The organism is Dryocola baronae (assembly GCF_051297175.1).
Lineage (GTDB): Bacteria > Pseudomonadota > Gammaproteobacteria > Enterobacterales > Enterobacteriaceae > Dryocola.
The window spans coordinates 1,172,522-1,198,496 of the sequence record NZ_JBINNY010000001.1; the positions used below are offsets into that span (position 1 = coordinate 1,172,522).

Consider the following 25,975-nt stretch of genomic DNA (forward strand, 5'->3'; position numbering starts at 1 on the left):
AGCGCAGCGCCATCCACCGTTTCTGTTTTTTTTCCCCGGGCGTCTTTGCGCCCGGGGTTTGGCTTGCTTTCGATCAGGTCACAATGTGGTTTTGCTGTACCAGCTCATCGAGCGTGGTGTGCGTGTTCTCCAGGGTAACGAGCGTGGTGGAGTGGTAGGTCGAGCCTGTGCCGTCACGGTCAATGGAAATCACCGTGTTGTTGCCGCTGGTGGTGACGTTCAGGTAGTTGCCGAGCGTCGCCTGCGAACCGTTCCAGCCGGTCAGCAGGTCGTGGACGTTGATCTGGTCCCCCTGCGACAGCGAGAAGTTGTTCCAGACGTCCGCGCCGTTGCCGCCCGTGGCGTCGGTGCCGTTCAGCAGGTGGTAAACCAGCGTATCGCCATAAACCGAGCCATTGATCACATCGCTCTGCGCGGTGCTGACGAACTGCGGGTTCATGTTGATGGTCAGCGTGGCGCTGTCCGTGTGCCCGGCCTGATCGTTTAACGTGTAGGTGAATGTCTCCTTCGAGGTGATGGCCGCCGGTGAAATCCCGGCGTTGAGCGTGTAGGTGTACGAGCCGTCGAGGCCCATCACCAGCGTGCCGTAATGCCCCTGAATCGTGGCGGTGGCGGCGCTGTCGGTGGTTGGGTTGAGCGTGGCGGTGCTGCCGTTGTAGCCGGTAACGGTCAGCAGGGTATGCACGCTGCCGAGCTGGTCTGCCGCGCCCGCCGCGTCGGTGCCGTCATAGAGGTTGCCGTGAACGGTACTGCCCGCAAGCGTTGAGTAGCTGTCCAGATCGAGGGTGGTGCCGGTCACCGACGGCGTGATAGTGATTCGCCCGGCGGCTAATGCACCCATGTTGCCGGTGTAGCTCAGCGTGTAGGTGCCGGAATGCAGATCCAGGCCGGTTAAATCTATATTGGCCACGCCGCCCAGCAGCAGGCCGCCGTTAAACGAGCCGGTTTTCACCACCGTGCCCGTATCGCTGGTAATCGTCCAGTTGACCGACAGCCCGCCGAGCGAGAGCAGCGAGGCGACCCCGAAGTGCAGCACCGGGTTGTGAAGCACGGTATTGCTGTCCACCACAAAGGTGCCGCTTCCGCTGCCGGAGGTTGGCGCAAGCAGCGCGGCGTTCCAGCTGGCGTTACCGACCGTTGTATCCGAATAGGCGGCGGTGTTCTGCACGGTGTTAATCGCCATCACGGCGCTGGCGTCATCGACCGCATTCAGGGCCTGCGGCGTGGCGGTGACGTTCAGCGACGCGGTGCCCGTATCGCCGTTCGGCGCGGTCACCTTGTAGACGAAGCTGTCCGGCGTTTTGATGCTGTCTGCACCTACGCCCGCGTTCAGCCTATAGGTGTAGCTGCCGTTGGCGTCGATGGTCAGCACGCCGTACTGGCCGTTGATGGTGGTGGTGCCGGTGGCGGACACCGCCTGGCCGTTCACCTCGGTAACGTGGCTGCCCGCCGGGGCAACGTCGTCCGCCATCACGTTGCCGGTGGTGCTGGCGGTCAGGCTGTCTACGGCGTAGGTATGGTCCTGCAAAATATTCAGCGTGTAGCCCGTCAGCACGCTGACGCCGCTGGCGTTATTGAGCAGGAACAGGTACTCGCCGCCCGGCAGGGTGAGGGTCAGCGGTGCCGACGACCCGCCCAGCAGCGGCGCGGTCAGCCAGGTTTTCTGCACCTGATACTGCTCAAACTGCTGGGTCACGTCGTTGAACTTGTAGATGTACAGGTCGAAGGTCGACAGCAGCGCCACGCCGCCGACGTTCGCCTGTAACGTCATGGTGCGCGTCGAACCTTCGTCCACGTCGAAGATAATCGGGTTGGTCATATTGGCCAGCACGTTCAGGCTCAATACGTTACCCGCCCCGATGCTCAGCACCGACAGGCCGCTCTGCGATGAAGCGCCGTGGTTCACCGCCTCCACGTCGGTGCTGTAGGTCAGCGCCGCGGTGTTGTCGGTAGCCGTAACGGTGCTGGCCGGCGCGCCGTTCCCCAACGTCACCACCAGCTGCGCCGTGGAGCTGGCACCGTTGTGCGTGATGGTGTAGGTGAAGTTTTCCGTGCGCCCAATCACCGAGGCCGAGGTGTTGGTCAGCGTGTAGGTGTAGCTGCCGTCCTGGTTGATATGCAGCGTGCCGTACTGGCCCTGGATATCCGCGCCGCCCGCGCCCACCGGCGTGACGGTGCCCTGGGCGTTGGTGACCGAACAGACCACGGTGCCCGCCGGAGCAACGTCTTCGCTGCCGTTCGGGCCTGGGTCGGTGATGACGTTACCCGGCTGCGTGCCGCCGCCGGTGATGGTGCCCGCGCTGGTCTGCGTCACGGACACGTCCAGGCTGGTCAGCGAGCCGGTCGCCAGCAGGCTGGTGTTGTAGCTCAGCACGCGGTAGGTGCCGCCGCCCAGCCCCTGAATATCGAGGCTGACGCCGCTGGAACCGAGGGTCAGCAGGTTAGCAAACTGCGGCTGCGACGAGTCGATAATCGTGCTCCAGGTGCCCGTCGCCGCGTCGTATTTCTGAATCGCCACTTCCAGCGTGTTGAGCAGCGACAGCACGATGCCGGTGGCGGTGGCATCAATAAGAATGTTGCCGGTGCCGCCGTCGGCGATGGTGAAGCCGACCTGCGCCGTGTCGTTGCCGAGTATCGACGCCGTGTTGCCCAGCGCGCCAACCAGCAGCACGCCGTAGTCGCTGTAGTGCGAGGTGGTAATCTGCGCGTCCGTGGTCAGATTCAGATCCAGCACGTTGCTGCTCGCCGCCAGCGGCAGGTTAGGTGCGATGGCGTTGAATGCCGGAGAGGTGTTGCCCGCGCCGTCCGTAGCGGTGACCGACAGCGTTTCGCCGCCGATTTCACGGACGGGCAGCGTGGCGGTATAGGCACCGCTGGCGTTGGCGGTCGCGGTGACCGTGCCGCCGCCCGGCAGGGTGATGGTGACGGTGCTGTTAGCTTCCGCAACGCCGCTAATGCTGGTGCCGTCGGCGCTGACGACCGCCGTGGGGGCCAGCGGCGCGATGGTGTCGACGATAACGGACGCCGGAGCGGAGAAGCTGCCGGTGCCGTTGGCGTTGGTGGCCGTCGCGGTAAAGGCGTGAATGCCTTCACCCAGCGCGGTGCCCGGCGTATATGACCAGTTGCCGCCGCCGTCCGCCGTGGTGGTCCCCATCAGCACGCCGTTGTTGTAGACGTTGACGGTGGCCCCCGCCTGCGCGGTGCCGTTGATGGTCGGCGTCGTGTCGTTGGTGCTCAGGCCGTTCGCTACCGTGCCTGTCTGCGGAGCGGTGTCGTCCACCACGCTTGAAATGACCGGTACCCCCGGCACGCCGGTGAACGGCGCGGTAAACCCGGCGGAAATACCCTGGTTACCGGCGGCATCCTGCGCGAAGGTCAGCAGAGGCTGGCCGCTGGTCTGCGCCGGGGAAAGAGTGACGCTAAAGCTGCCGGTGCCGTCCGCCTTCGCGGTGCCAAGAACGGTGCCGGTGCTGGAGGTGATGGTCACCGTGCTGCCCGCCTCGGCTGTGCCGGTGACGACCGTGCCGGTCGCGTTGACGGTCATGCCGGTTGGCGCGCCCGGAGGCGTGGTATCAACCACAATCGCCGATGCCGCCGTGCTGGCGCTGGTGTTGCCAGCCGCGTCCGTTGCGCTAACGGTAAACGAGTGGCTACCCTGGCCCAGCGGCGTAGTTGGGGTATAGGTCCAGCTACCGCTGCCGTTTGCTACGGTGCTGCCGAGCAGCGTGCCGTTGTCGAAAATGTTGACCGTCGCACCCGCTTCCGCCGTGCCGTTAAGCGTTGGCAGGGTGTCGTTGGTCGGCTGGTTGTTGGCAAGCGCGCCGGTGACCGTGCCCACATCGTCAACGATCGACGTGAGGGTCGGCGTGGTTGGCGCGGTGGTGTCGACGATGATGTTAAAGCCTGCGGTTGCGCCGCTGGCGTTGCCCGCCGCGTCCGTTGCCGTCACCGTCAGCGTATGTGAGCCGCCGGCGAGCGGGGCGGTTGGCGTGAACGTCCATGCCCCGCCGACCGGCACGGTTACGGTGCCAATCTGCGTGCTGCCGTCAAAAATGGCGAGGGTGGTGCCCGCTTCCGCCGTGCCGTTAAGCGTCGGACGCGCGTCGTTGGTGACCTGGCCGCTGGTCAGCGCGCCGTTAAACACGCCGCCCGCAACGTCGTCCACTACCGAGGTCAGCACCGGCGTCGCTGGCGCAGTGGTATCGATGGTCAGCGTAAAGTTGCCCGACACCGCGCCGGGGTTACCCGCCGCGTCGGTGGAGGTGGCGGTGAAAACGTGTACGCCATCGGCAATGGCGGTTGGCGGGGTCAGGCTCCAGGTGCCCGCAGCGGAGGCCGTGACGGTGCCAATCAACGTGCCGTTATCGAATACCCGCACCGTGGAATTGGCTTCCGCCGTGCCGCTGAGCGCGGGCTGGCTGTCGTTGGTCGACTGGCCGCTGACCAGCGGGCCGGTGACCGGGCCGACGTCGTCAAATGCCTGAATAACGATTGGCGCCGTCGGCGCGAGGGTATCGACGATAACGGTGAACGCTCCCGACGGTGCGCTGACGTTGCCCGCCGTATCTACCGCCGTCACGGTCAGCGCGTGGCTGCCGTTAGCCAGCGGGCTGCCGACCGGCGGCGTGAAGCTCCACGCGCCGGTTCCGTCCGCCTGAGCGGTGCCGATAAGCGCGCCGTTGTCGTAGACGTTGATGCTGGCGTTGGCCTCGGCCTGGCCGCTAATCGCCGGACGCGTGTCGTCGGTGACCTGGCCGCTGGTGAGATTGCCGACCACCGTGCCGACGTCGTCCGCAACGGTGGTGATGGTTGGCGCGTTCGGTGCCGTCGTATCCACCACGACCGTGAAGCCCGCAGACGGTGCGCTGACGTTCCCGGCGGTGTCGGTCGCGGTGACGGTCAGCGCGTGGGAGCCGGTACCCAGCGGCGTTGCAGGCGTGAAGCTCCAGGTGCCGCCCGCGCCAACGGTCGTTGTGCCCAGCGGCGTGCTGCCGTCGTACACGGTGATAGTTGAACCCACTTCACCCGTGCCGGAGAGCGCGGGGCGGGTTTCGTTGGTCGGGGTGCCGCTGGTAATCGGGCCAAGCACCGGCGCGGTGTTGTCGTTAACGCTGACGATAACCGGCGCGTTCGGCGCAACGGAGTCTACCAGCACGACAAATGACGCTGAGGCGTTGCTGACGTTCCCGGCGGTGTCCGTCGCGGTGGCGGTCAGCGTATGGCTGCCCTGGCCGAGCGGCGCACCCGGCGTGAACGACCACGCGCCGCTGGCGTTCGCGGTGGTGGTGCCGATGACGGCGTTGCCGTCCAGAATCGTAATGGTGGCGTTCGCCTCCGCCGTGCCGCTAAGCGTTGGCAGGGTGTCTTTAGTGAGCTGGCCGCTGGTCAGCGGCAGGTCGGTGCCGAGCTGGGTCTGGTCGTCAACCACGAGGGTGATGGCCGGAACGACCGGGGCCGTGGTATCGACCACCACGTTGAAGCTCGCCGGTGGGCTAACGTTGCCCGCCCGGTCGGTGGCGGTGATGGCAAGGTTGTGGCTGCCTTCCGCCAGCGGCGTGGCCGGGGTGAACGTCCAGATGCCGCTGCCATCGGCAAACACGGTGCCGAGCGTCACGCCGTTTTCCGTGATGACAATCGTCGCGTTGGGTTCCGCCGTGCCGTTGAGGGTCGGCGTGCCGTCGTTGGTTGGCTGGCCGGAAACGATCGGCGTCGGCAGCGCGCCGTTGTCGTCAACCGCGTCGGTAACCACTGGCGCTACCGGTGCCGTGGTGTCGACGATCAGCTGGAATACCTGTGCTCCATCCGTGGCGTTGCCCGCCGCGTCGGCCGCGCTGATGGTGAGCGTGTGGGTGCCGTCGGCTATGTTTGTCGCTGGCGTAAAGGTCCAGGTGCCCGCCGCGCTGACCACGGCGTTGCCAAACGGGGTGCCGTTATCAAAGATGGTTACGGTGGTGCCCGGTTCGCCGGTGCCGTTCAGGGTAGGGCGAGGGTCGTTGGTCGGCTGCCCGCCGTCAATATTGCCGGTGCCCGGCGTTACATCGTCAACAACCGAGGTGAGAGCAGGCGCGACGGGCGGCACGGTATCCACGGTGATGGTGAACTGCGGCGACAGGCCGCTGGTGTAGGTGTCGATGGTTAAGGGGTCGGGGACGGTCTGGCTGACGGTGAAGCTGTGCGTGCCGTCGGCCAACGCTCCGGTGAGCGGGAAGCTCCACGCCCCGGTTCCGCTGGCGGTCACCGTCGTCAGCAGCACGCCATCAAGATAAATATTGACCGTCGCATCGTTCACTGCCGTACCGCTAAGCGTAGGGGTCGGGTCATCCGTGCTGCCGCCGTTGGCGATTGAGCCGGTTACCGCGCCCACCTCATCCGACACTTCCGTAATCACCGGCGCTGGCGGCAGGCGGGAGTTAGAGGCGGTGAAATCAACGTTATCGCCCAGGTTGCCCGCCTGGTCCTGCGCCGTCGCCGTTAAGGTTTCGCCGTGCGTTTGCGCCGGCGCAATCGTGACGGTAAACGTCCCGCCCGCCGTAGTAACGGCTCTGCCAATTTCGTTGCCGCCGGCGTCTTTGATGATAACGGTGCTGTTGGCTTCGGCATTCCCGGTGACAATCGTGCCGTCGTTGGAGATGGTGACTCCGTCAGGCACCGGCGGCGGCACGGTATCGACGTTCAGCACGATAGGCGCAGATGGCCCCACCGCGTTGCCCGCCGGGTCGGTGGCGGAAATCGTCAGGCTGTGCTGCCCTTCGCCGAGCGGGCTTGTGGTTATGCTCCAGGTGCCGTCTTCGCCCACAATTATCGTTCCGACCTGAGTGGCTCCGTCAGAAATAGTGACGGTGCTGCCCGGCGTGCCCGTGCCGCTGAGGGTTGGCGTGGTGTCGTCGGTGTAGCTGCCGTCGACCAGCGGCGTTTGAAGGGTGCCAACGTTATCCGCAATCCCCGTCACCACCGGGGCGGCGAGCGGCGTGCTGTCGACGTTGAGCACAAAGTCGGCCGACGGCGCGCTGACGTTACCCGCCGGGTCGGTCGCCGTGGCGGTCAGGGTTAACTCGCCGTTGGGCAACGCCGTCGCTGGCGTGATCGACCAGACGCCGCCCGCCACGACGGCGGTGCCGACAACCGTGGTGCCGTTGTACAGCGTGATGGTGTCGCCGTTTACCCCCGTGCCGCTGAAGGTCGGCGTTGCGTCGTCGGTGATGCCGCCGGTGGCTACCGGCCCGGTCAGCCCGCCCACGTTATCTGCCGCCGCGCCTATCGTTGGCGCGGCGGAGGCGGTGGTGTCGACGGTAATCACAATGATGTCGGAAGGCAGGCTGCTGTTCCCGGCAGGATCGGTTGCCACCGTGTAAATGTTGTACGTTGCCGCCGGAAGCGGAGTGGAAGGGGTAAAGCTCCAGCTGCCGTCGGCGCGAACGGTGGTTTCGCCCAGCTGATCTGGGCCATCGAAGATAGTGATGGTATCGCCCGCCGTGCCCGTGCCGCTGAAGGTGGGCGTGGTGTCGTTGGTGCTGCCGTTATTCACAATTGCGCCGAGGCCCGGCGCCAGGTCGTCGGTCACCGTTGGGATATCCGGCTGGAGCGGGTCGATGCTGTCAACGGTCAGGGTAAAGCCTGCGGAAGGCAGGCCAGTGTTGCCCGCCGGGTCTGTCGCTACGGCGGTCAGAGTGTGCGTGCCCTCACCGAGCGCGGTGCCGGGGGTGAACGTCCACGTGCCGCCCGCCGGAACGGTGACCGTACCGATTGGCGTAGTGCCGCCGTTATCGTAGATGCTAATAGTCGCGCCCGCTTCACCCTGGCCGGTGAGGGTTGGCGTACCGTTTTGCGTGCTGCCGCCGCTGACAAGCGGGCCGGTTGCGCCGCCGATTTCGCCTTCGGCCGAGAGAATAGATGGTGCTCCAGGGGGGGTGGTGTCGACCGTCAGCGTAAAGTTAGCGGAGCCGCTGGCGTTGCCCGCCGCGTCCGTGGCGATAGCACTGAGATTGTGGGTGCCTTCGCTTAGCGGCAGCGTTGGGGTAATCGTCCAGCTGCCCGTGCCGTCAACAACGGCGGTGCCGACCGGCGTGCTGCCGTCGTAAAGGGTGATGGTTGAGCCGATGGTGCCGCTGCCGGTCAGCGCAGGCCTCGCGTCATCGGTCGCGGCCCCGGTGGCCAGGTCGCCGGTGACGGTGCCCACGTCGTCAGCAACCGAGCCGATAGCCGGCGTGGCCGGGGTGCTGGTGATCACGTCGATGGTGTAGCCGTCCGATGGGGCGGTGACGTTACCCGCGTCGTCCTGCGCGGTGACGGTAAAGGTGTGGGAACTGTCGTCCAGCGGTTCGGTGAGGGTGTAGCTCCAGGTGCCGTCCGCGCCGACGGTCAGCGAGGCAAGCGTGGTCGTGCCGTCCAGAATCAGATTGACGGTGGAGCCCGGTTCGCCTGTGCCCTGAACGGTTGGCGTTGGATCGTTGGTGACGCCGCTGTTCGGCACCGGGCCGGTAAGCGTGCCGACGTTATCGCTGACGAGGGTGATGGTCGGAGCCTGCGGCGCGATGGTGTCGACGACGACGTTGAACGAGGCCGCATCGCTGGTGTTGCCGTGCACGTCGGTTGCGGTGACGGTCAGGTTGTGGGAGCCCTGGCCGAGCGCGGTCGGCGGGGTGAAGCTCCACGCGCCGCCGACGCCTGCCACGGTGCTGCCCAGCAGCGTAGTGTTATCGTAAATCTTCACGGTCGCGCCTTCTTCGGCGGTCCCCTGAAGCGTAGGCGTGTCGTCGTTGGTGGTCTGGCCCGGGGCCAGATTGCCGGTAATGTCCGCTGCGTCGTCAACCACGGCGGTGATTATCGGCGCGTCCGGGGCGGTGGTGTCCGGCGCGTCGACCGGCGTGTTCGGGCCGATATTGCCCGCGCCGTCTTTCGCCGAGACGTCCAGCGTTTCGCCGTTGGTTTGCGGCGGGGAGATCGTCACGTTGAAGGCGCCGTCTGCCCCCGCAGTGCCCGTTCCAAGCGGATTACCGTCGCCGTCCGCGACCGTCACCGTGCTGCCTGCTTCGGCGTTCCCCGAAACAATCGTGCCTTCGTCGTTGACCGTTACGCCCGTTGGGGCTTCTGGTGCCGTGGTGTCACCGGCCAGCACCGTGGCGTTCGGGCCGATGTTGCCCTGGGTATCCGTCGCGCTGACCAGCAGCGCTTCGCCGTTGGTTTGCGGCGGCGCGAGCGGCGTGACGTCAAAGTGACCGTTCACGTCCGCCGTGCCGGTGCCGATTACCGTGCCGTTGCTGTCGGTGATGTTGACGGTGCTGCCCGCTTCGGCGGTGCCGGTAACGTGCAGGCCGTCGGCGGTGACGGCCAGGTCAGTCGGTGCGGTCGGCGGGGTGTTATCGGGTGCGTCGACGGTGGTTGGCCCGCTGGTGTTGCCCGCCGGGTCGCTGGTGGTCGCGGTTAGCGTCTGCCCGTTGAGCTGCGCGGGGTTGACGGTAACGGTAAAGGTGCCGTCGGTACCGGCGGTTGCGGTTCCGAGCGGATTGCCGCTGCCGTCTTTGACGGTGACGGTGCTGCCCGCTTCGGCGCTGCCGGTAACCGTTGTGCCATCGTCAGAAACCGCAAGGCCCGTTGGAGCCAGCGGCGCGGTGGTGTCGACGCTTATCGAGAATGGCTGAGAGGTGCCGCTGACGCCGCTTGAGTTGCTGGCGGAGAAGGTGAGGACATAGGCACCGTCCGGCAAAGGTAGCTGCGGGGTGAAGGTCCAGTGTCCGCTGCCGTCTGTGCTTGCGACGCCCAGCAACAGGCCGTTGTTGAAGATGTTGACCAGGCTATTTGGTTCCGCCGTGCCGTTAAGCGTCGGCGTGTTGTCGTCGGTGGCCTTGCCGTTGTCTACCGGGCCGGTGGTCGGCCCGACGTCGTCGGTTATTGAAACAAGGACCGGTACGGTTGGGTAGTTGGAGTCAGAAGCCGTGAAGCTGGTCGACGGGCCTACGTTACCGGCGGCGTCGTGAATGGTGGCCTGCAGCGCTTCGCTATGGGTCTGGGCCGGGGTGAGCGTGACGGTGAATGTGCCGTTCCCGGCGACAATTGCCGAGCCGAGCAGCACGTTGTTCGCGCCCACGATGTTGACGGTCGTGCCCGCCTCGGCGGTGCCGGTTATCGTCGTGCCGTCAACGCTGACTTCGGTAATGTCTGCGGCCAGCGGCGGTACGGTATCGACGGTAAAGGTCGGGCCGGTGAGCGTTGGGCTGACGTTGCCGAGCGGGTCAAGCTGCGACGCCGTCAGGCTATGCGAGCCATCCGCAAGCGGCTCGGCTGGCGTGAAGCTCCATGTGCCGTTATTGGCTACGGTTGTGGTGCCAATCTGCAGGGCGTTATCGAAGATGGTGATCGTTGAGCCTGCTTCGCCGGTGCCGCTCAGAGTGGGCCTGGCGTCATCGGTAACGCCGTTGTTGGTGATTTGGCCCGTGATGCTGCCCGCGTCGTCGACCAGTTCGGTTATGGCAGGCAGGGCCGGGATGGTGGTATCCGGCGCGGTTACGTTGACGTCCGGACTGTTGTTTCCCGCCGGGTCGGTCGCATGGGCGGTCAGCGTTTCGCCGTTGGTCTGCGGCGGGTTGAGGGTGATGATGAAGTGACCGCTGTTATCGGCAATGATGCTGCCGATAGGGTTACCGTTGCCGTCCGTAATGGTAACCGTGCTGTGCGGCTCGGCGGTGCCGGAAACCATTTTGCCGTCTTCAGAGACAACCAGCCCGCCCGGGGCCGCCGGGGCGACGGTATCGACGATAAAGGTGCTGCTTAGGGAAGGCGTGCTGAGGTTACCCGCCGCGTCGACCTGCTGAACGTAGATGACGTGGCCACCTTCAGATAGCGGCTGGGATGGGGTGAACGTCCATTTGCCGTCGCTGCCGACGATGACCTGCCCAATCTGCGTGCCTTTATCAAAAATAAGCAACGTGTCGCCCGCTTCGCCCGTGCCGCTTAACACCGGCGTGTTGTCGTTGGTATAGGAACCGCTGATGTTAGGGATGGGGGAACCGTTCGACTCCAGAAGCTGGCTGATAACCGGCGCTTCGGGATTGACCGTGTCGACGGTGACCGTGTAGTTCGGCGAGTGGAGGCTTTCGCCTTTTTCGTTCGTCGTTGTGACGGAGAAAGCGTGCGTGCCGTCGGAGAGCGCCTTGCCTGGGGTGAAGCTCCAGCTGCCGTTTTTGGCTACCACGGCCGTGCCGATCTCAACGCCGTTGTCGTAAATATGCACCGTCGAACCGGCCACGCCTTTGCCCGTGAGCGTTGGCGTGCTGTCGTTGGTGGCTTTTGCATTGGCTACCGAGCCCACGGTTGGGGCGACGTTATCGAGTATGTTTGTCAGCGTTGGCGCATCGGGCAGCGGGATATTGGGGGCGAGGATTGACGTCGACGGGCCTTCGTTGCCCGCCGGGTCGGTTGCATGAGCGGTAAGATCCTCACCGCTGATTTGCGGTGACGTCAGCGGAATGGAGAAGCTGCCGTCGCTGCCGGCGGTTCCCGTTCCGATGACCTTACCGCTGCTATCCGTGATGGTTACGGTGCTACCCGGTTCGGCGGTGCCGGTGACCGTGTTACCGTCGGCCGAAACGTTTAGATTCGTGGGCGCAGTTGGGGGCGTGGTATCGGTGCCGCCAGGGTTGCCTGGATCACCCGGCGTGCCTGGCTCACCGCCGTTATTGCCGCCATTATTTCCGCCGTTGTTTGAGTCGTTATCTCCACCGCCGCCGCCTCCGCCGCCGCTGGCCGCCGCGATGCCAATACCGCCCGCAATCGCCAGGCCGCCCAGTACCCACGGCCAGACCGCTCCGCCTTCTGCGTGCGCGCCGGTCGCAACCATCAGCTCATCAATATTGGCGATATGTTCGAAATGGAAACCGGTGGCCGTGTCCTGCACCCACCAGAGCGCGCCGTCGCTGCCTTGCAGCACCAGCTGGTTGCCGCCCTGCTCGGTATAGGCGTAGAAATTCTTGACGGTAATGACTTCGCCGTCGCGCAGGGTAACCACCATATCCTGATTCGAACGGGTGATGCTGGCGATGTCCGAGCGTTCGGCTTTGAGTTCAACAATAGATGGAGAATTCAGCGTTATTTCAGAGGCTTCGACGTTATTCGTTACGCCGGTTAATTTTGAGATGATGGATATAGAAGGCATAATAATCACTCCATTCGATGTGAACGCGGGTGTAGTCATTAGTCAGGCATAAGCACAAAATAAAGTCCCCGGAACAAAGTGTTAAAAAGATCTCATTCATCTATAAAGTTAAAAGCGAGCGAACCCGACCATCTAAATAGCGATGGCTAACATTGTTAATTCATGTTGGTTTTCTGTCGCAGGACTAAACGGTTATAGATGTCAGGATCATACTTTTTTATCATTTCTATTCAGGGATATTGATGATATAGACAGGATTAAATGAAAGCGCAACTTAAGTGGCGTTAAAGAAAGGTTTAAGAATTGATGAATTAAATGCGGGGCAGCCAAGGGGGCGATGCGGCTTGGTTTATAAGTGATTATGACAAAAGAAACTATTGCCCTCTAACTTGATGATCTAAATGGTTTTAAACGATTTAAAGCAAATGCCATAGACCAGGTTATACTTCGCTCAAATTTGAGGTGATTAAGCTTATCGTTAATGTGGTTATTTGTTTTTTGATATATAAATTGCTTCCTGGTCGTACCAGAAATAATTATCAGGTTCAATTCTAAAAAGTCAGTCTGCCCGAGTTGTATTAATTCGGTGAATGCTAAATATAATATATTCTTTCTGGCCATTTTATCGCTAGCCTAACTTAACGGCATTGCAATAATATATTTAATATTTGACGCCGGTTATATTAAACGTAACGGTGAGAGGGTCGTAATGCGCGAATTCGAAAGTGAAATATCAGCGTTGATAAACTGGCCCTTGTATAAAAGGACCAGCTTTATTATTGAAGGATATTGGGAAAGTTAACGGCCCGCGTGCTTCATGATGCGCGCTTTGTCTACCGCCCATTCGCGGTCTTTCAGATCCGTACGTTTGTCGTACTGTTTCTTACCCTTAGCGACGCCAATCTTCACTTTGCACCAGGCGTTCTTCCAGTACAGGGAGAGCGCCACCACGGTATAACCGTCGCGGTTGATGCTGCCGTAAAGATGATCCAGCTCGCGCTGATTAAGCAGCAGCTTACGGGTACGGATTGGGTCGCAGACCATATGGCTTGAGGCGACGTTCAGCGGAATGAAGTTTGCGCCGAAGAGGAAGGCTTCGCCGTCGATCAGAATGACGTAGCTGTCGCTAATGTTGGCCTTACCGGCACGCAGAGATTTTACTTCCCAGCCTTGCAGTACGAGCCCCGCTTCAAATTCATCTTCGATAAAGTATTCGTGGCGGGCGCGCTTGTTCTGCGCAATGGTGGCTGAGCCTGGTTTGTTTGCTTTTTTCTTAGTCATAATACTGCTCAGTATACGCAATCAAGAGTTCAAAGACACCCCGCTTCACTGCGGGCGGAAAGGGCATATCTTAGCATGCCTGCGGGCTAAGAGTTTTTCTTTGCGCGGGCATAAATGTTATTATTTGTAGGTTGGATGACTCACAGGAATAGCTATGCCTCAGATTAGTCGTACTGCCCTGGTGCCTTACAGCGCCGAGCAGATGTATCAGTTAGTGAATGATGTGAAATCCTACCCGGAATTTTTACCTGGCTGCACCGGCAGCCGGGTCATCGACGCTTCTGCCAATCAAATGACGGCGGCGGTCGACGTCTCGAAAGCGGGGATCAGCAAGACCTTCACCACGCGCAATACGTTGACCAGCAACCAAAGCATCCTGATGCACCTTGTCGACGGGCCGTTCAAGTCCCTGATGGGGGGCTGGAAGTTTACCCCGCTCAGCCCTGATGCCTGCCGCATTGAGTTTCAGCTTGATTTTGAGTTCACCAATAAGCTGATCGAGCTGGCGTTTGGCCGCATCTTTAAAGAGCTGGCGGGAAGCATGGTGCAGGCTTTTACCGTGCGGGCAAAAGAGGTTTACAGTGTCGCCTGAAATCAAGGTTGAGGTAGTTTACGCCCTGCCCGAAAAGCAGTATTTACGTCAGGTTAGGCTGGCGCAGGGCAGCACCGTTGAGCAGGCAATTGTCGCCTCTGGCCTGCTTGAGCTGCGCAGCGATATCGATTTGAGCAAAAACAAGGTGGGGATTTTCAGCCGCCCGGTAAAACTCAACGATGAGGTCAATGAAGGGGACCGGGTGGAAATCTACCGGCCGCTGATTGCGGACCCTAAAGAATTGCGTCGGCATCGGGCTGAACGCTCCGCGAAGAAGGAATAAAAAAAAGCGCTTAGGGCGCTTTTTTTATTGGTGACCGGCTTGGCTTGCTTGTCGGATAGCGCTGCGCTTATCCGACCTACGAATAACACTGCGTTATTGGTTTGTTTCCAGCTTCGGTTTGTTGTCGATATTGGTCAGGACGCCGCTGCTGTTGAAGGTCAGGGTCAGCGTTTGCTGAGTCACGCCTTCATGGCCAGGCTGCTGGCGGAATACGTAGAACCAGGTATTGGTACCGAACGGATCGGTCATCATTGGCGTACCCAGGGCATAAGCAACCTGCTGTTGAGTCATACCGGTACGGATCTTCGACACGTCGTTTTGTGTCAGGTAGTTCCCCTGGTTGATATCAGGGCGGTAAACCACTCGCTCCAGAGTGGAACAGCCTGCGGTCAACATCAGAAGAACCGCTGCGGCAGCGGTCAGCGTTTTACAGCGCATAGTGATTTGATTCCTTTTCGGGCCCGAGCAGCACGTGGCTCATTCGTAATATGCCGATGATAATAAACCTTTTCGCAGTTTAAAACCTTAAGGCGCTCAACTCAGACCGTGCAAGGCCAAAAAAGTTGGCTCAAAAGCTGCACAATTGCCAAAGCGCTGGCCGAATGCGGCTTTTTTAAACGGCGAACGGCAGGGTAACCTGCCGCGCCGTTGAATTCAATTAAGCGGCCAGCAGTTCTTTTGCGTTCGCCAGCGTATTGCGGGTAACTTCGCTGCCGCCGAGCAGGCGAGCCAGCTCCTGCAGGCGCGAACGCTTGTCCAGCGGCTGCATGTGGGTCTCGGTCATTTCGCCGTCAGTTTCTTTGCTGACGAAGAAGTGGTGATGACCACAGCCCGCAACCTGCGGCAGGTGGGTGACGCACATTACTTGGGTAGATTCCCCTAACTGGCGCAGCAGTTTCCCTACTACCGCAGCGGTTGGCCCGCTGATACCCACGTCCACTTCATCGAAAATTAGCGCCGGGGTTTCCATCTTGCGGGCGGTAATCACCTGGATCGCCAGCGCAATGCGCGACAGCTCGCCGCCGGAAGCAACTTTCGCTAGAGGCTGCAAAGGCTGGCCCGGGTTCGTGCTGACGCGGAAGTCGATGCGGTCAGCCCCTTCGGCCGTCAGGTGGTTTTCGTTAAATTCAACGTCGATGGCGAGCTTGCCGTGCGGCATAGAAAGCGAGTGCATGCTTTCGGTGATAAGCCCGCACAGCTCGGCGGCGTAGTGGCTACGGCGCTGATGCAGTTCACGGGCTAAGGACAGCGCCTGCTGGTGATGATGGGCGACGGCCTGCATCAGTTCATCCTGCGAGCTTGCCTGGCTGTCAAGCAGCTGTTGTTCATCAAGCAGTTTCTGGTGGAACAGCGGCAGCTCCTCAGGAGAGATGTGGTGCTTACGCGCAAGGTTAATCTGCCGGGAAATACGCTGTTCGAGTTCGTACAGACGGTTTGGGTCCAGATCCAGGCGATCGCAGTAGTGTCGAAGTTCGTCGCTGGCCTCGGAGATTTGGATGGCGGCCTCTTCCAGCATTTGCAGCACACCGGAGAGCTTAACGTCCATGCCGACCAGTTCAGCCATGAGCTGGGTGGCGGTGTAGAGCTGGCTTTGCAGGTTGACGTCTTCACCGTCGGCGAGAATATTCAAAGCCTGCTGGCTGGTGGAGAGCAGCTGGCCGCTGTTCGCCAGGCGCTTGTACTCTTCGTCGATGAGTTCGAACTCACCGGCGACGGGCGCAAACTCGTTGAGTTCTTTAAGCTGGTAATGCAGCAGTTCCGCGCGGGCGGCGCGTTCCTGAGAAAGCTGCTGATGCTGCGCCAGATCGCGGCAGCTCTGGTGCCAGGCACGGTAACGCTCGGCCATTTGCGCCAGCAGCGTTTGCTCCCCGGCGTAACCATCCAGCAGGTTTTTTTGATGTTCAGGTTTTAGCAGTAGCTGATGTGCATGCTGACCGTGGATCTGGATCAGCAGTTGGCCGAGATCGCGCAGTTGGGAGAGCGGAACAGCTGTACCGTTAATAAAGCCACGGGAACGACCGTCGCTGCTGATCACGCGCCGCAGCAGGCACTCGCGGCCTTCTTCAAGCTGGTTTTCTTCGAGCCAGCGCTGGGCCGCAGGGGTGTCTTTTAAGGAGAAGCGGGCGCATAAGTCTGCACGGCTAGCACCCTGGCGAACCATGTCGGCCTCCGCGCGGCCACCCAGGCACAACCCTAAGGCATCAATCGCAATAGATTTACCGGCACCGGTTTCCCCGGTGATGGCCGTCATGCCGTGGTGAAAGTCGATTTCCAGTTCACGAACGATTGCGAAATTACTGATGGTGAGTTGAGCGAGCATAGCCACCTTCCTGTATATAACAACATAGCTGTAGTTACGTACAGTATATCCTGGTTATCTATACAGTAAAGTGGCTGAGGCGCTTTTTAGAATAATTTTTTTGACCAGCCAAGCTTTGAGCTCAACGTGTTGAAATAGCTGTAGTCTTTAGGGTGTATCAGGTTGAGATGGTAGTCGCAGCGGCGGATCAGCACGTCTTCACCTTCCTGGATCGGCAGGGCAATCTGGCTGTCGCAGCTGATTTCCAGGTCGCTGCGCATGTGTGAAAAGCGCAAGCGAATGGTGCTGCTACTATTGATTACCAAAGGGCGCGCGGAGAGCGTGTGGGGGAACATCGGCACCAGGGTAATCGCATCAAGAGAGGGCGTGAGAATAGGGCCGCCTGCGGAGAGCGAATAGGCCGTAGAGCCGGTTGGCGTGGAGATAATCAGGCCATCGGAGCGCTGCGAAAAGGCGAAGACTTCATCTATATAGACTTCGAATTCAATCATGTGGGCAACTTTACCCGGGTGCAGCACCACTTCGTTGATGGCGGTGCTCAGGCGGGTTGGCTTATCATGCTGGCAGACCTGGGCCTCCAGCAGAAAGCGTTTTTCGGCGATGTAGTGGCCTTCCAACACGTCTGCCAGCTGTTGCTGCGCGTTGTCCGGGTCGAGGTCCGTGAGGAATCCGAGGTTGCCACGGTTGATGCCGATGACCTTTATGTCGTAGCGTGCCAGCACGCGCGCTGCGCCGAGCATATTGCCGTCGCCACCGACCACCACTGCCAAATCGGCAAGCTGGCCAATTTCAGCGAGCGTACCGGTTTTGACGTTTTTCAGGTTCAGTTCCTGGGCAATTTGCTGCTCCACAATGACTTCGTAGCCTTTGCCGCATAGCCACCGGTAGAGCATTTCATGCGTGGTCAGTGCCGTGGGGTGGCGAGGGTGCCCGACAATGCCAATGCATTTGAAATGTGAGTTCGCTATTTTGGTGGTCATTGTGGTGGTCCTTATACGCAGACGTTTACGACAATATGTCACGTTCCCTTGAATCCCGGAAACTGATCCCCATAATAAGCGAACCAGCGAGATGAATGCTAAAAACGCGGAGAATTTCATGAGTAGTAAAGAACAGAAAACACCAGACGAGCAAGTCTCTGACGATATTGCAATGGACAGCCACGTAGAAGTCGAAGCCGCAGAAGGCGTCGAGGTGGATCCGCGCGACGAACAAATTGCCGATCTGACTGCACAGTTGGAAGAAGTCCAGCAGCGCGAGCGCGAAAGCCTGCTGCGCACTAAAGCTGAGATGGAAAACCTGCGTCGTCGTACCGAGTTGGATATCGAGAAGGCGCACAAGTTTGCGCTGGATAAATTTGTCAATGAGCTGCTGCCGGTGATTGATAGCCTGGATCGCGCGCTTGAAGTGGCTGATAAGGCGAATCCGGATTTGGCCGCTATGGTTGAAGGGATTGAGCTGACGCAGAAATCCATGCTTGATGTGGTTCGCAAGTTTGGCGTGGAGGTCGTGGGCGACACCAACGTGCCGTTTAACCCGGACGTACACCAGGCGATTGCCATGGTTGAATCCGATGAGGTTGAGCCAAACCACGTGCTGATGGTAATGCAGAAGGGTTATACCCTGAATGGCCGTACCATTCGCGCCGCGATGGTATCCGTGGCGAAAGCGAAGTAAGTTGTATTTAACAAAAAAGCCAGCCCTTAGCGGCTGGCTTTTTTTTGCCTGCTATTCTTCAACGCTTTGACGCAGCGGCTTCACGGGCGTGACGCGCACCTGCTTAATCATGTTTTCCTGCACGTCGAGAATGTCGATATCGTAATGGGAAATGCGCACCCGCGTATCGTTAGCGGGAATTTCCTGTAGCTCTTCGAGCAGCATACCGTTTATGGTGCGCGCGTCGTCTTCCGGCAGCGTCCAGTTGAAGGCTTTGTTGATTTCACGCACGTTGGCGCTGCCTTCAATGATCACCGAGCCGTCGTTCTGCGGCGTCACTTCTTCGGCAAGGGTCGGGGACATGGAGGTGGTAAAATCACCGACGATTTCTTCAAGAATATCTTCTACCGTGATAAGCCCCTGAATGTCGCCGTACTCGTCCACCACCAGGCCCACTTTCTTTTTATTGCGCTGGAATTTAACCAGCTGCACGCTGAGCGGGGTGCCTTCCGGAACAAAATAGACTTCATCGGCGGCGCGTAGCAGGGTTTCTTTGGTGAACTCCTGCTTTTCCGTCATCAGGCGGTAGGCTTCGCGCACGCGCAGCATGCTGATGGTATCGTCGAGGTTGTCGCGGTAGAGCACGATGCGGCCGTGGGGGGAGTGCGTGAGCTGGCGGACGATGGATTTCCAGTCATCGTTGATGTTGATGCCGACGATTTCATTGCGCGGCACCATGATGTCGTCGACGCTGACCTTTTCGAGATCCAATACCGAAAGCAGCATGTCCTGGTTGCGGCGAGAAATTTTAGAATGTGATTCGTGCACGATGGTGCGCAGTTCATCTTTGCTGAGCGCGGCGCTGATCACATTATCGGTTTTGATGCCCACCATGCGCATCAGCATGCGGGTAATGACGTTCAGCAGCCAGACCAGCGGCATCATCAGGATTTGCAGCGGGCCAAGCAGGAAGCTGCTGGGGAAGGCGACCTTTTCCGGATACAGTGCGGCAATGGTTTTTGGCAGCACTTCGGCGAATACCAGTACGACAAAGGTGAGAATACCGGTTGCGATGGCCACGCCCGCATCGCCATAAAGACGCATACCGACGATGGTGCCGATAGCGGAAGCAAGGATATTCACCAGGTTGTTGCCGATAAGCACGAGGCTAATAAGGCGGTCCGGCTTGCGAAGGAGTTTTTCGACGCGTTTCGCCGCGCGGTTGCCCTGTTTGGCAAGGTGGCGCAGGCGATAGCGGTTGAGCGTCATCATGCCGGTTTCTGAACCGGAGAAGTACGCCGAAACCACCACCATGACGATCAGCGTGACGATCAGCGTGGTGGTTGAGATGTGTTCCAAAAGGTATGTCCTTTAAAATGCAGAATTAGCCAACGAACTGTTGCAGAACCCGGCTACCAAAGTAGGCAAGGGTCAGAATCGCGGCACCGGTGACGTTAAACCACACCACGCGGCGGCCTCGCCAACCTTCATGATAGTGTCCCCACAGCAAAACGATGTAGACAAACCATGCGAGAATAGACAGTACTGCCTTGTCGACGTTTTCCATGCTGAAGAGATTGTGCATATAAAACAGGCCGGTTGAGAGCGTCAGCGTCAGCAGTACCACCCCGACCTGGGTGATATGAAACATTTTGCGTTCGATGACCATCAGCGGTGGCATTTCGGCGCTGAAGGCGAGCTTTTTATTTTTAAGCTGGAAGTCTATCCACGCCAGCTGCAGAGCATAAAGCGCGGCAATGATAAGCGTAGCGTAGGCAAACAAAGCTAGCCCGATATGAATCATCATGCCCGGCGTGGTTTCCAGATGGGTGATGAATTCGTTAGGCATAAAGGTGGCGAACGCGAGATTGATCAACGCAAAGGCATAGACGATTGGCAAAAGGAGCCAGCCGCGATTGCGCGAGGCGACGATCGTCATTACCGTACAGATCATCAGGCTGACCAGTGAGCCGACGTTTAGCAGGCTGAGATTTTGCCCACCGTCACCCGCAAAGATGCGAGCTTCCAGCGCCAGCGCGTGGCTGACAAGCGCGATGGTGGCCGATAAAATTGCTAAACGGCGCCACGCACTGTTCTTTCGAAGCAGGCCGGGAACGATCAGCGCGAGGCTGATGGAGTAGGCTATAAGCGCAAGGAGTGCGAAAACAGGCATATAGGGTGTCGGTCAATTTAGCCAGAGATGAAAAAAGGCAGTATAACGTTACCTGTCGCCTGCTCCAACCGTTGGATCACACCTGAGACCGCTTCATGCTATAATCCGCCAAATTCCGTTTTGTGTCGCTATCTGCGGCCTTAAGTTACCACGTTAGGCAAAATACAATGTTTGATAATTTAACTGACCGTCTGTCGCGTACCCTGCGCAATATCAGCGGCCGTGGGCGGCTGACTGAAGAGAACGTTAAAGAAACGCTGCGCGAAGTGCGCATGGCATTGCTGGAAGCGGACGTTGCGCTGCCGGTAGTGCGCGATTTTATCAGCCGTGTAAAAGAAAAAGCGGTTGGTCACGAAGTTAACAAAAGTCTGACTCCGGGTCAGGAATTCGTCAAAATTGTTCGCGCCGAGCTGGTTGCGGCAATGGGCGAAGAAAACGCCGTGCTGAATCTTGCCGCACAGCCGCCAGCGGTTGTGCTGATGGCGGGTTTGCAGGGGGCGGGTAAAACGACGAGCGTCGGTAAGCTCGGTAAATTCCTGCGCGAGAAGCACAAAAAGAAAGTGTTGGTGGTTTCTGCCGACGTTTATCGCCCGGCGGCGATCAAACAGCTGGAAACGCTGGCCGAGCAGGTGGGCGTTGATTTCTTCCCGTCTGACGTCGCGCAAAAGCCTGTCGATATCGTTAATGCGGCTCTAAAAGAAGCGAAGCTTAAGTTCTACGATGTGCTGCTGGTGGATACCGCCGGTCGTCTGCATGTAGACGAAGCGATGATGGACGAAATCAAACAGGTTCACGCCGCGATTAACCCGGTTGAAACCCTGTTTGTGGTCGATGCAATGACCGGCCAGGATGCGGCCAATACGGCGAAAGCGTTCAACGAAGCGCTGCCGCTGACCGGCGTCGTGTTGACCAAGGTCGACGGTGACGCGCGCGGCGGTGCTGCTCTGTCGATTCGCCACATCACCGGCAAGCCAATCAAATTCCTCGGCGTCGGCGAAAAAACCGAAGCCCTGGAGCCGTTCCACCCGGATCGTATCGCCTCACGTATTCTTGGCATGGGCGACGTGCTGTCGCTTATCGAAGATATCGAGAGCAAAGTTGACCGCGCGCAGGCCGAGAAGCTGGCCAGCAAGCTGAAGAAAGGCGACGGTTTCGACCTGAACGACTTCCTTGAGCAGCTTAAGCAGATGAAAAACATGGGCGGCATGGCGAGCATGATGAGCAAGCTGCCGGGCATGGGCCAGTTGCCGGATAACGTCAAATCCCAAATGGATGACAAAGTTCTGGTGCGCATGGAGGCGATTATTAACTCCATGACGCTCAAAGAACGCGCGGCGCCAGAAATCATCAAAGGTTCCCGTAAGCGCCGTATCGCGCAGGGGTCAGGTATGCAGGTGCAGGATGTTAACCGTCTGCTTAAGCAGTTCGACGACATGCAGCGCATGATGAAGAAGATGAAGAAAGGCGGAATGGCGAAAATGATGCGCGGTATGAAAGGCATGATGCCGCCAGGTTTCCCAGGTCGTTAAACTCATTTAGATTGCTTTTTGCGCCCAAATGAGTAAAATTTTCGGGCTTTTAATATGACACCGGGCTCCGTCCCTCGATGGGGCCCGGTGTTTTATTCACTAAAGAGGATGTTATGGTAACTATTCGTTTAGCACGTCACGGCGCTAAAAAGCGTCCGTTCTACCAGGTTGTTGTTACTGACAGCCGTAATGCACGTAACGGTCGCTTCATTGAGCGCGTTGGTTTCTTCAACCCTATCGCTAACGATAAAGAAGAGGCAACTCGCCTGGATCTGGATCGTATCGAGCATTGGGTTGGCCTTGGCGCTACCGTTTCCGATCGCGTATCTGCGCTGATCAAAGCAGCAAAAAAAGCAGCTTAATCTGTCACGGTGGTCATGATGAGCAATCAACTCTCCGCAAAGGCACCTGTTAACCCAATCGTGTTGGGCAAGATGGGATCCTGCTACGGTATTCGTGGTTGGCTCAGAGTGTTTTCCTCCACCGAAGACGCCGATAGCATTTTTGACTATCAGCCCTGGTTTATCCAGAAGGCGGGTCAGTGGCAGCAAGTACAGCTGGAAAGCTGGAAGCACCACAATCAGGATCTGATCATCAAGCTGAAAGGCATTGACGATCGGGATGCCGCGAATCTGCTCACCAATTGTGAAATTGTGATCGATTCAACGCAGTTGCCAAACCTTGAAGAAGGTGACTACTACTGGAAAGACCTCATGGGTTGCCAGGTAGTGACGACTCAGGGTTACCAGCTCGGTAAAGTCATCGATATGATGGAAACTGGCTCCAATGACGTTCTCGTCATTAAGGCAAACCTGAAAGATGCATTCGGTATCAAGGAGCGGCTGGTTCCGTTCCTCGATGGGCAGGTTATCAAGAAAGTCGATCTCGCTACTCAAACGATTGAAGTAGATTGGGATCCTGGTTTCTAAACCTCCGGATAAACGGTAACAGCACGGCGTGATGGGGATTGGCTTGTGTTTATTGGTGTAGTTAGCCTGTTTCCAGAAATGTTCCGCGCAATTACCGATTACGGGGTAACTGGCCGGGCAGTTAAAAATGGCCTGCTGAGCATCCAGAGCTGGAGTCCGCGTGACTTCACTTATGACCGGCACCGTACCGTGGACGATCGTCCCTACGGCGGCGGACCGGGTATGCTCATGATGGTAAACCCGCTAAGGGAAGCCATCCACGCAGCGAAAGCGGCGGCAGGGGAAGGCGCAAAGGTTATCTATCTTTCACCTCAGGGACGCAAGCTTGATCAAGCAGGCGTCTGTGAACTGGCAACCAACGAGAAGTTAATTCTGGTTTGTGGCCGTTACGAGGGAATCGATGAGCGCGTGATCCAAACCGAAATTGACGAAGAATGGTCAATCGGCGATTACGTTCTCAGCGGCGGTGAGTTGCCAGCAATGACGCTGATTGACTCCGTCTCACGGTTTATTCCGGGAGTTCTGGGGCATGAAGCTTCAGCAATCGAAGATTCGTTTGCTGATGGATTGCTGGACTGTCCTCACTATACTCGTCCTGAAGTGTTAGAAGGCATGGAAGTACCGCCGGTGTTACTGTCGGGAAATCATGCAGAGATTCGCCGTTGGCGCCTGAAACAGTCGCTGGGCCGCACCTGGCTTAGAAGACCTGAACTTCTGGAAAACCTGGCTCTGACTGAAGAGCAAGCAAGGTTGCTGGCGGAGTTCCAATGGGAACACGCGCAACAGCAACATAAACATGATGGTACGGCGTAAGCCCCCAAATATCAGTTTACCCAGGATAAGAGATTAAATTATGAGCAACATTATTAAGCAAATTGAACAAGAACAGATGAAACAGGATGTACCTTCCTTCCGTCCGGGCGACTCCGTGGAAGTGAAAGTATGGGTCGTTGAAGGTTCTAAAAAACGTCTGCAGGCATTTGAGGGCGTGGTTATCGCTATCCGTAACCGCGGTCTGCACTCTGCATTCACTGTTCGTAAAATTTCCAACGGCGAAGGTGTTGAGCGTGTATTCCAGACTCACTCCCCAGTAATCGACAGCATTACTGTTAAACGTCGTGGTGCCGTTCGTAAAGCTAAACTGTACTACCTGCGTGAGCGTACCGGTAAGTCAGCTCGTATCAAAGAGCGTCTTGGCGCTTAAGCGACATCCTTATCTAGGGCTGCCATCTGGCAGCCTTTTTTTTTGCGCTGAATTCATTAGGGAAGGCATTAGTAGCTATAGAGTCTCGATCCGATTTTTGATCTTTGCTTTAAGCCACTAGGATTACTAATTCAACCTCGAGGCTCTGAAGCCTTCGTCGTAGGCGCTTTGCCAGCTAGCCTTCAATTCCGCCGTATTGGCTAAGTTTTCACAGCTTGGTGGAAAACGTTTCCCATCCCCTCCGGCAAGTCTTAGGTAATCCTTATTACATATACGTTCCTGTCCTTTCGCATAACCTCTCTGCCAGTCTTTTCGGTCAACATGACGATCGCCATGCCTGTAGCTTAAAACTTCGTCATTCTGAATGGTCAGACCCGCCATTGCGTCATCCCAACCCGCCTGGTACCAGTCAGTTGGCGCGGGTTCGGGTCCAAACGTGTAGGGGTTTATCTGGCAGCTCGATAAACAGAAAAGCAGCATTAATAAAGAAACTCGCAGCATAAGGATGTCCAAAGAGGGAGGCATCTTTGATCATAGAAGCGTGTTGCAAATTTAACAGTGCTAATACGCCCTTTTGCATAGTTTATCAGTGTGCAGCGTTAGGTATTCATGGTTGTAATTATAAGTTTACGGATATGGGGTTTTTAGGGGCATTTTGAGAGGATTAATTTGATGGTGTAATTATTTGTTTACGTAAAATGGATTGCAAACTTTACTATTCATGATAAGGTATGCACTCCTCACTGAGGAAACGACTATCGCAAACGAGCTAACAGGACCGCCATCATGCAAAAAGACGCGCTGAACAACGTTCATATTTCTGACGAACAGATTTTAATCACTCCGGATCAGCTTAAAGCCGAATTTCCGCTGACTGCCGCTCAAACCGACCAGATCGAGCACTCCCGCCAGACGATATCTAATATTATCGCTGGCCGTGATCCTCGTCTGCTGGTGGTGTGTGGACCTTGCTCGATCCACGATCCGGAAACCGCGATTGAATATGCTCGTCGTTTTAAAGAACTGTCTGAACAAGTCAGCGATAGTCTGTACCTCGTGATGCGCGTCTATTTTGAAAAACCACGTACTACCGTGGGTTGGAAAGGGCTGATTAACGATCCGCACATGGATGGCTCGTTTGATGTTGAAGCAGGTTTGAAGATTGCGCGTAATCTGCTGGTTGAACTGGTAAGCATGGGCCTGCCGCTGGCAACCGAAGCGCTGGATCCGAACAGCCCGCAGTACCTTGGCGATCTCTTTAGCTGGTCGGCAATTGGGGCACGTACTACCGAGTCCCAGACGCACCGTGAAATGGCTTCTGGCCTTTCTATGCCGGTTGGTTTTAAAAATGGTACCGACGGCAGCCTTGGCACCGCAATTAACGCCATGCGCGCGGCCGCCATGCCACACCGCTTTGTGGGTATCAACCAGGCGGGCCAAGTCTGCCTGCTGCAAACTCAAGGTAACCCCGACGGACACGTCATTTTGCGCGGCGGTAAAGCGCCAAACTACAGCCCAGCAGACGTTGCTCAGTGCGAAAAAGAGATGGAGCAGGCGGGACTGCGTCCGGCCTTGATGATAGATTGCAGCCATGGCAATTCAAACAAAGACTACCGTCGCCAGCCGGGCGTGGCCGAATCAGCCGTCGCCCAGATTAAAGATGGCAATCGTTCGATTATTGGTCTGATGATTGAGAGTAATATCCACGAGGGTAATCAGTCTTCAGAGCAGCCGCGCAGCGAAATGAAATACGGCGTTTCCGTTACCGATGCCTGCATCAACTGGGAAACAACCGAAACCCTGCTGCGTGAAATTCACAAAGATCTGAACGGTACGCTTGCGGCGCGTAAGGCATAAGAG

General features: G+C 58.2%; 17 protein-coding genes. 9 read left to right on the forward strand and 8 right to left on the reverse strand.

Features of this window, described 5'->3' with window-relative positions; all coding sequences use genetic code 11:
• Positions 1 to 73 precede the first annotated feature (73 nt).
• Both ACSPHG_RS05420 and smpB read right to left on the reverse strand, forming a co-directional pair.
• Entirely contained in the window at positions 74 to 12,148 is a 12,075-nt protein-coding gene (locus ACSPHG_RS05420; protein WP_435952493.1) for a BapA/Bap/LapF family large adhesin, read from the reverse strand.
• A gap of 798 nt (positions 12,149 to 12,946) precedes the next feature.
• Positions 12,947 to 13,429: an SsrA-binding protein SmpB gene (smpB, locus tag ACSPHG_RS05425; protein ID WP_435952495.1), complete on the reverse strand. Its 483-nt coding sequence runs from the start codon at positions 13,427 to 13,429 to the stop codon at positions 12,947 to 12,949.
• A 154-nt stretch (positions 13,430 to 13,583) separates the two neighbouring features.
• Between smpB and ACSPHG_RS05430 the strand changes: the two genes are divergently transcribed.
• Positions 13,584 to 14,021, forward strand: coding sequence for a type II toxin-antitoxin system RatA family toxin (locus ACSPHG_RS05430; protein ID WP_435952496.1), 438 nt, complete (start codon positions 13,584 to 13,586; stop codon positions 14,019 to 14,021).
• Complete coding sequence (locus ACSPHG_RS05435; RefSeq protein WP_435952497.1) at positions 14,011 to 14,304, forward strand: RnfH family protein; 294 nt, start codon at positions 14,011 to 14,013, stop codon at positions 14,302 to 14,304. Before ACSPHG_RS05430 ends, ACSPHG_RS05435 begins: the two co-directional genes overlap by 11 nt.
• Positions 14,305 to 14,397: 93 nt before the next feature.
• Here ACSPHG_RS05435 and bamE read toward each other — a convergent pair whose 3' ends face one another.
• The 3 genes from bamE to nadK all read right to left on the reverse strand — a co-directional run bounded on the left by bamE (position 14,398) and on the right by nadK (position 17,604).
• Entirely contained in the window at positions 14,398 to 14,742 is a 345-nt protein-coding gene (bamE, locus tag ACSPHG_RS05440) for an outer membrane protein assembly factor BamE (RefSeq protein WP_435952498.1), read from the reverse strand.
• Between the two features lie 220 nt (positions 14,743 to 14,962).
• Complete coding sequence (gene recN, locus ACSPHG_RS05445) at positions 14,963 to 16,624, reverse strand: DNA repair protein RecN (protein ID WP_435952499.1); 1,662 nt, start codon at positions 16,622 to 16,624, stop codon at positions 14,963 to 14,965.
• An 86-nt stretch (positions 16,625 to 16,710) separates the two neighbouring features.
• Positions 16,711 to 17,604 carry an NAD(+) kinase gene (gene nadK / locus ACSPHG_RS05450; protein WP_435952500.1) on the reverse strand — a complete coding sequence of 298 codons (894 nt, stop codon included), beginning with the start codon at positions 17,602 to 17,604 and terminating at the stop codon, positions 16,711 to 16,713.
• A 118-nt stretch (positions 17,605 to 17,722) separates the two neighbouring features.
• Here nadK and grpE point away from each other — a divergent pair, with 118 nt between their 5' ends.
• Positions 17,723 to 18,301, forward strand: a complete 579-nt coding sequence (gene grpE, locus ACSPHG_RS05455; protein WP_435952501.1) for a nucleotide exchange factor GrpE — start codon at positions 17,723 to 17,725, stop codon at positions 18,299 to 18,301.
• A gap of 51 nt (positions 18,302 to 18,352) precedes the next feature.
• Here the strand turns inward: grpE and ACSPHG_RS05460 are convergent, their stop codons facing one another.
• On the reverse strand, positions 18,353 to 19,639 hold the full coding sequence (locus tag ACSPHG_RS05460) for an HlyC/CorC family transporter (RefSeq protein WP_435952502.1): 1,287 nt from the start codon (positions 19,637 to 19,639) through the stop codon (positions 18,353 to 18,355).
• 25 nt (positions 19,640 to 19,664) lie between these two features.
• Complete coding sequence (locus ACSPHG_RS05465) at positions 19,665 to 20,453, reverse strand: cytochrome C assembly family protein (protein ID WP_435952503.1); 789 nt, start codon at positions 20,451 to 20,453, stop codon at positions 19,665 to 19,667.
• A gap of 167 nt (positions 20,454 to 20,620) precedes the next feature.
• On the opposite strand from ACSPHG_RS05465, the gene ffh reads away from it, so the two are divergent.
• The 5 genes from ffh to rplS all read left to right on the forward strand — a co-directional run bounded on the left by ffh (position 20,621) and on the right by rplS (position 24,115).
• Complete coding sequence (gene ffh, locus ACSPHG_RS05470) at positions 20,621 to 21,982, forward strand: signal recognition particle protein (protein WP_435952504.1); 1,362 nt, start codon at positions 20,621 to 20,623, stop codon at positions 21,980 to 21,982.
• A 113-nt stretch (positions 21,983 to 22,095) separates the two neighbouring features.
• Positions 22,096 to 22,344: a 30S ribosomal protein S16 gene (rpsP, locus tag ACSPHG_RS05475; RefSeq protein ID WP_435952505.1), complete on the forward strand. Its 249-nt coding sequence runs from the start codon at positions 22,096 to 22,098 to the stop codon at positions 22,342 to 22,344.
• 18 nt (positions 22,345 to 22,362) lie between these two features.
• Complete coding sequence (rimM, locus tag ACSPHG_RS05480; protein WP_435952506.1) at positions 22,363 to 22,911, forward strand: ribosome maturation factor RimM; 549 nt, start codon at positions 22,363 to 22,365, stop codon at positions 22,909 to 22,911.
• A 45-nt stretch (positions 22,912 to 22,956) separates the two neighbouring features.
• Complete coding sequence (gene trmD, locus ACSPHG_RS05485) at positions 22,957 to 23,724, forward strand: tRNA (guanosine(37)-N1)-methyltransferase TrmD (protein WP_435952507.1); 768 nt, start codon at positions 22,957 to 22,959, stop codon at positions 23,722 to 23,724.
• A gap of 40 nt (positions 23,725 to 23,764) precedes the next feature.
• Positions 23,765 to 24,115: a 50S ribosomal protein L19 gene (gene rplS, locus ACSPHG_RS05490; RefSeq protein WP_016193098.1), complete on the forward strand. Its 351-nt coding sequence runs from the start codon at positions 23,765 to 23,767 to the stop codon at positions 24,113 to 24,115.
• A gap of 126 nt (positions 24,116 to 24,241) precedes the next feature.
• Here rplS and ACSPHG_RS05495 read toward each other — a convergent pair whose 3' ends face one another.
• Positions 24,242 to 24,640, reverse strand: a complete 399-nt coding sequence (locus ACSPHG_RS05495) for a DUF2799 domain-containing protein (protein WP_435952508.1) — start codon at positions 24,638 to 24,640, stop codon at positions 24,242 to 24,244.
• A 261-nt stretch (positions 24,641 to 24,901) separates the two neighbouring features.
• Here ACSPHG_RS05495 and aroF point away from each other — a divergent pair, with 261 nt between their 5' ends.
• Entirely contained in the window at positions 24,902 to 25,972 is a 1,071-nt protein-coding gene (aroF, locus tag ACSPHG_RS05500) for a 3-deoxy-7-phosphoheptulonate synthase AroF (protein WP_435952509.1), read from the forward strand.
• The last annotated feature ends 3 nt before the right edge of the window (positions 25,973 to 25,975 follow it).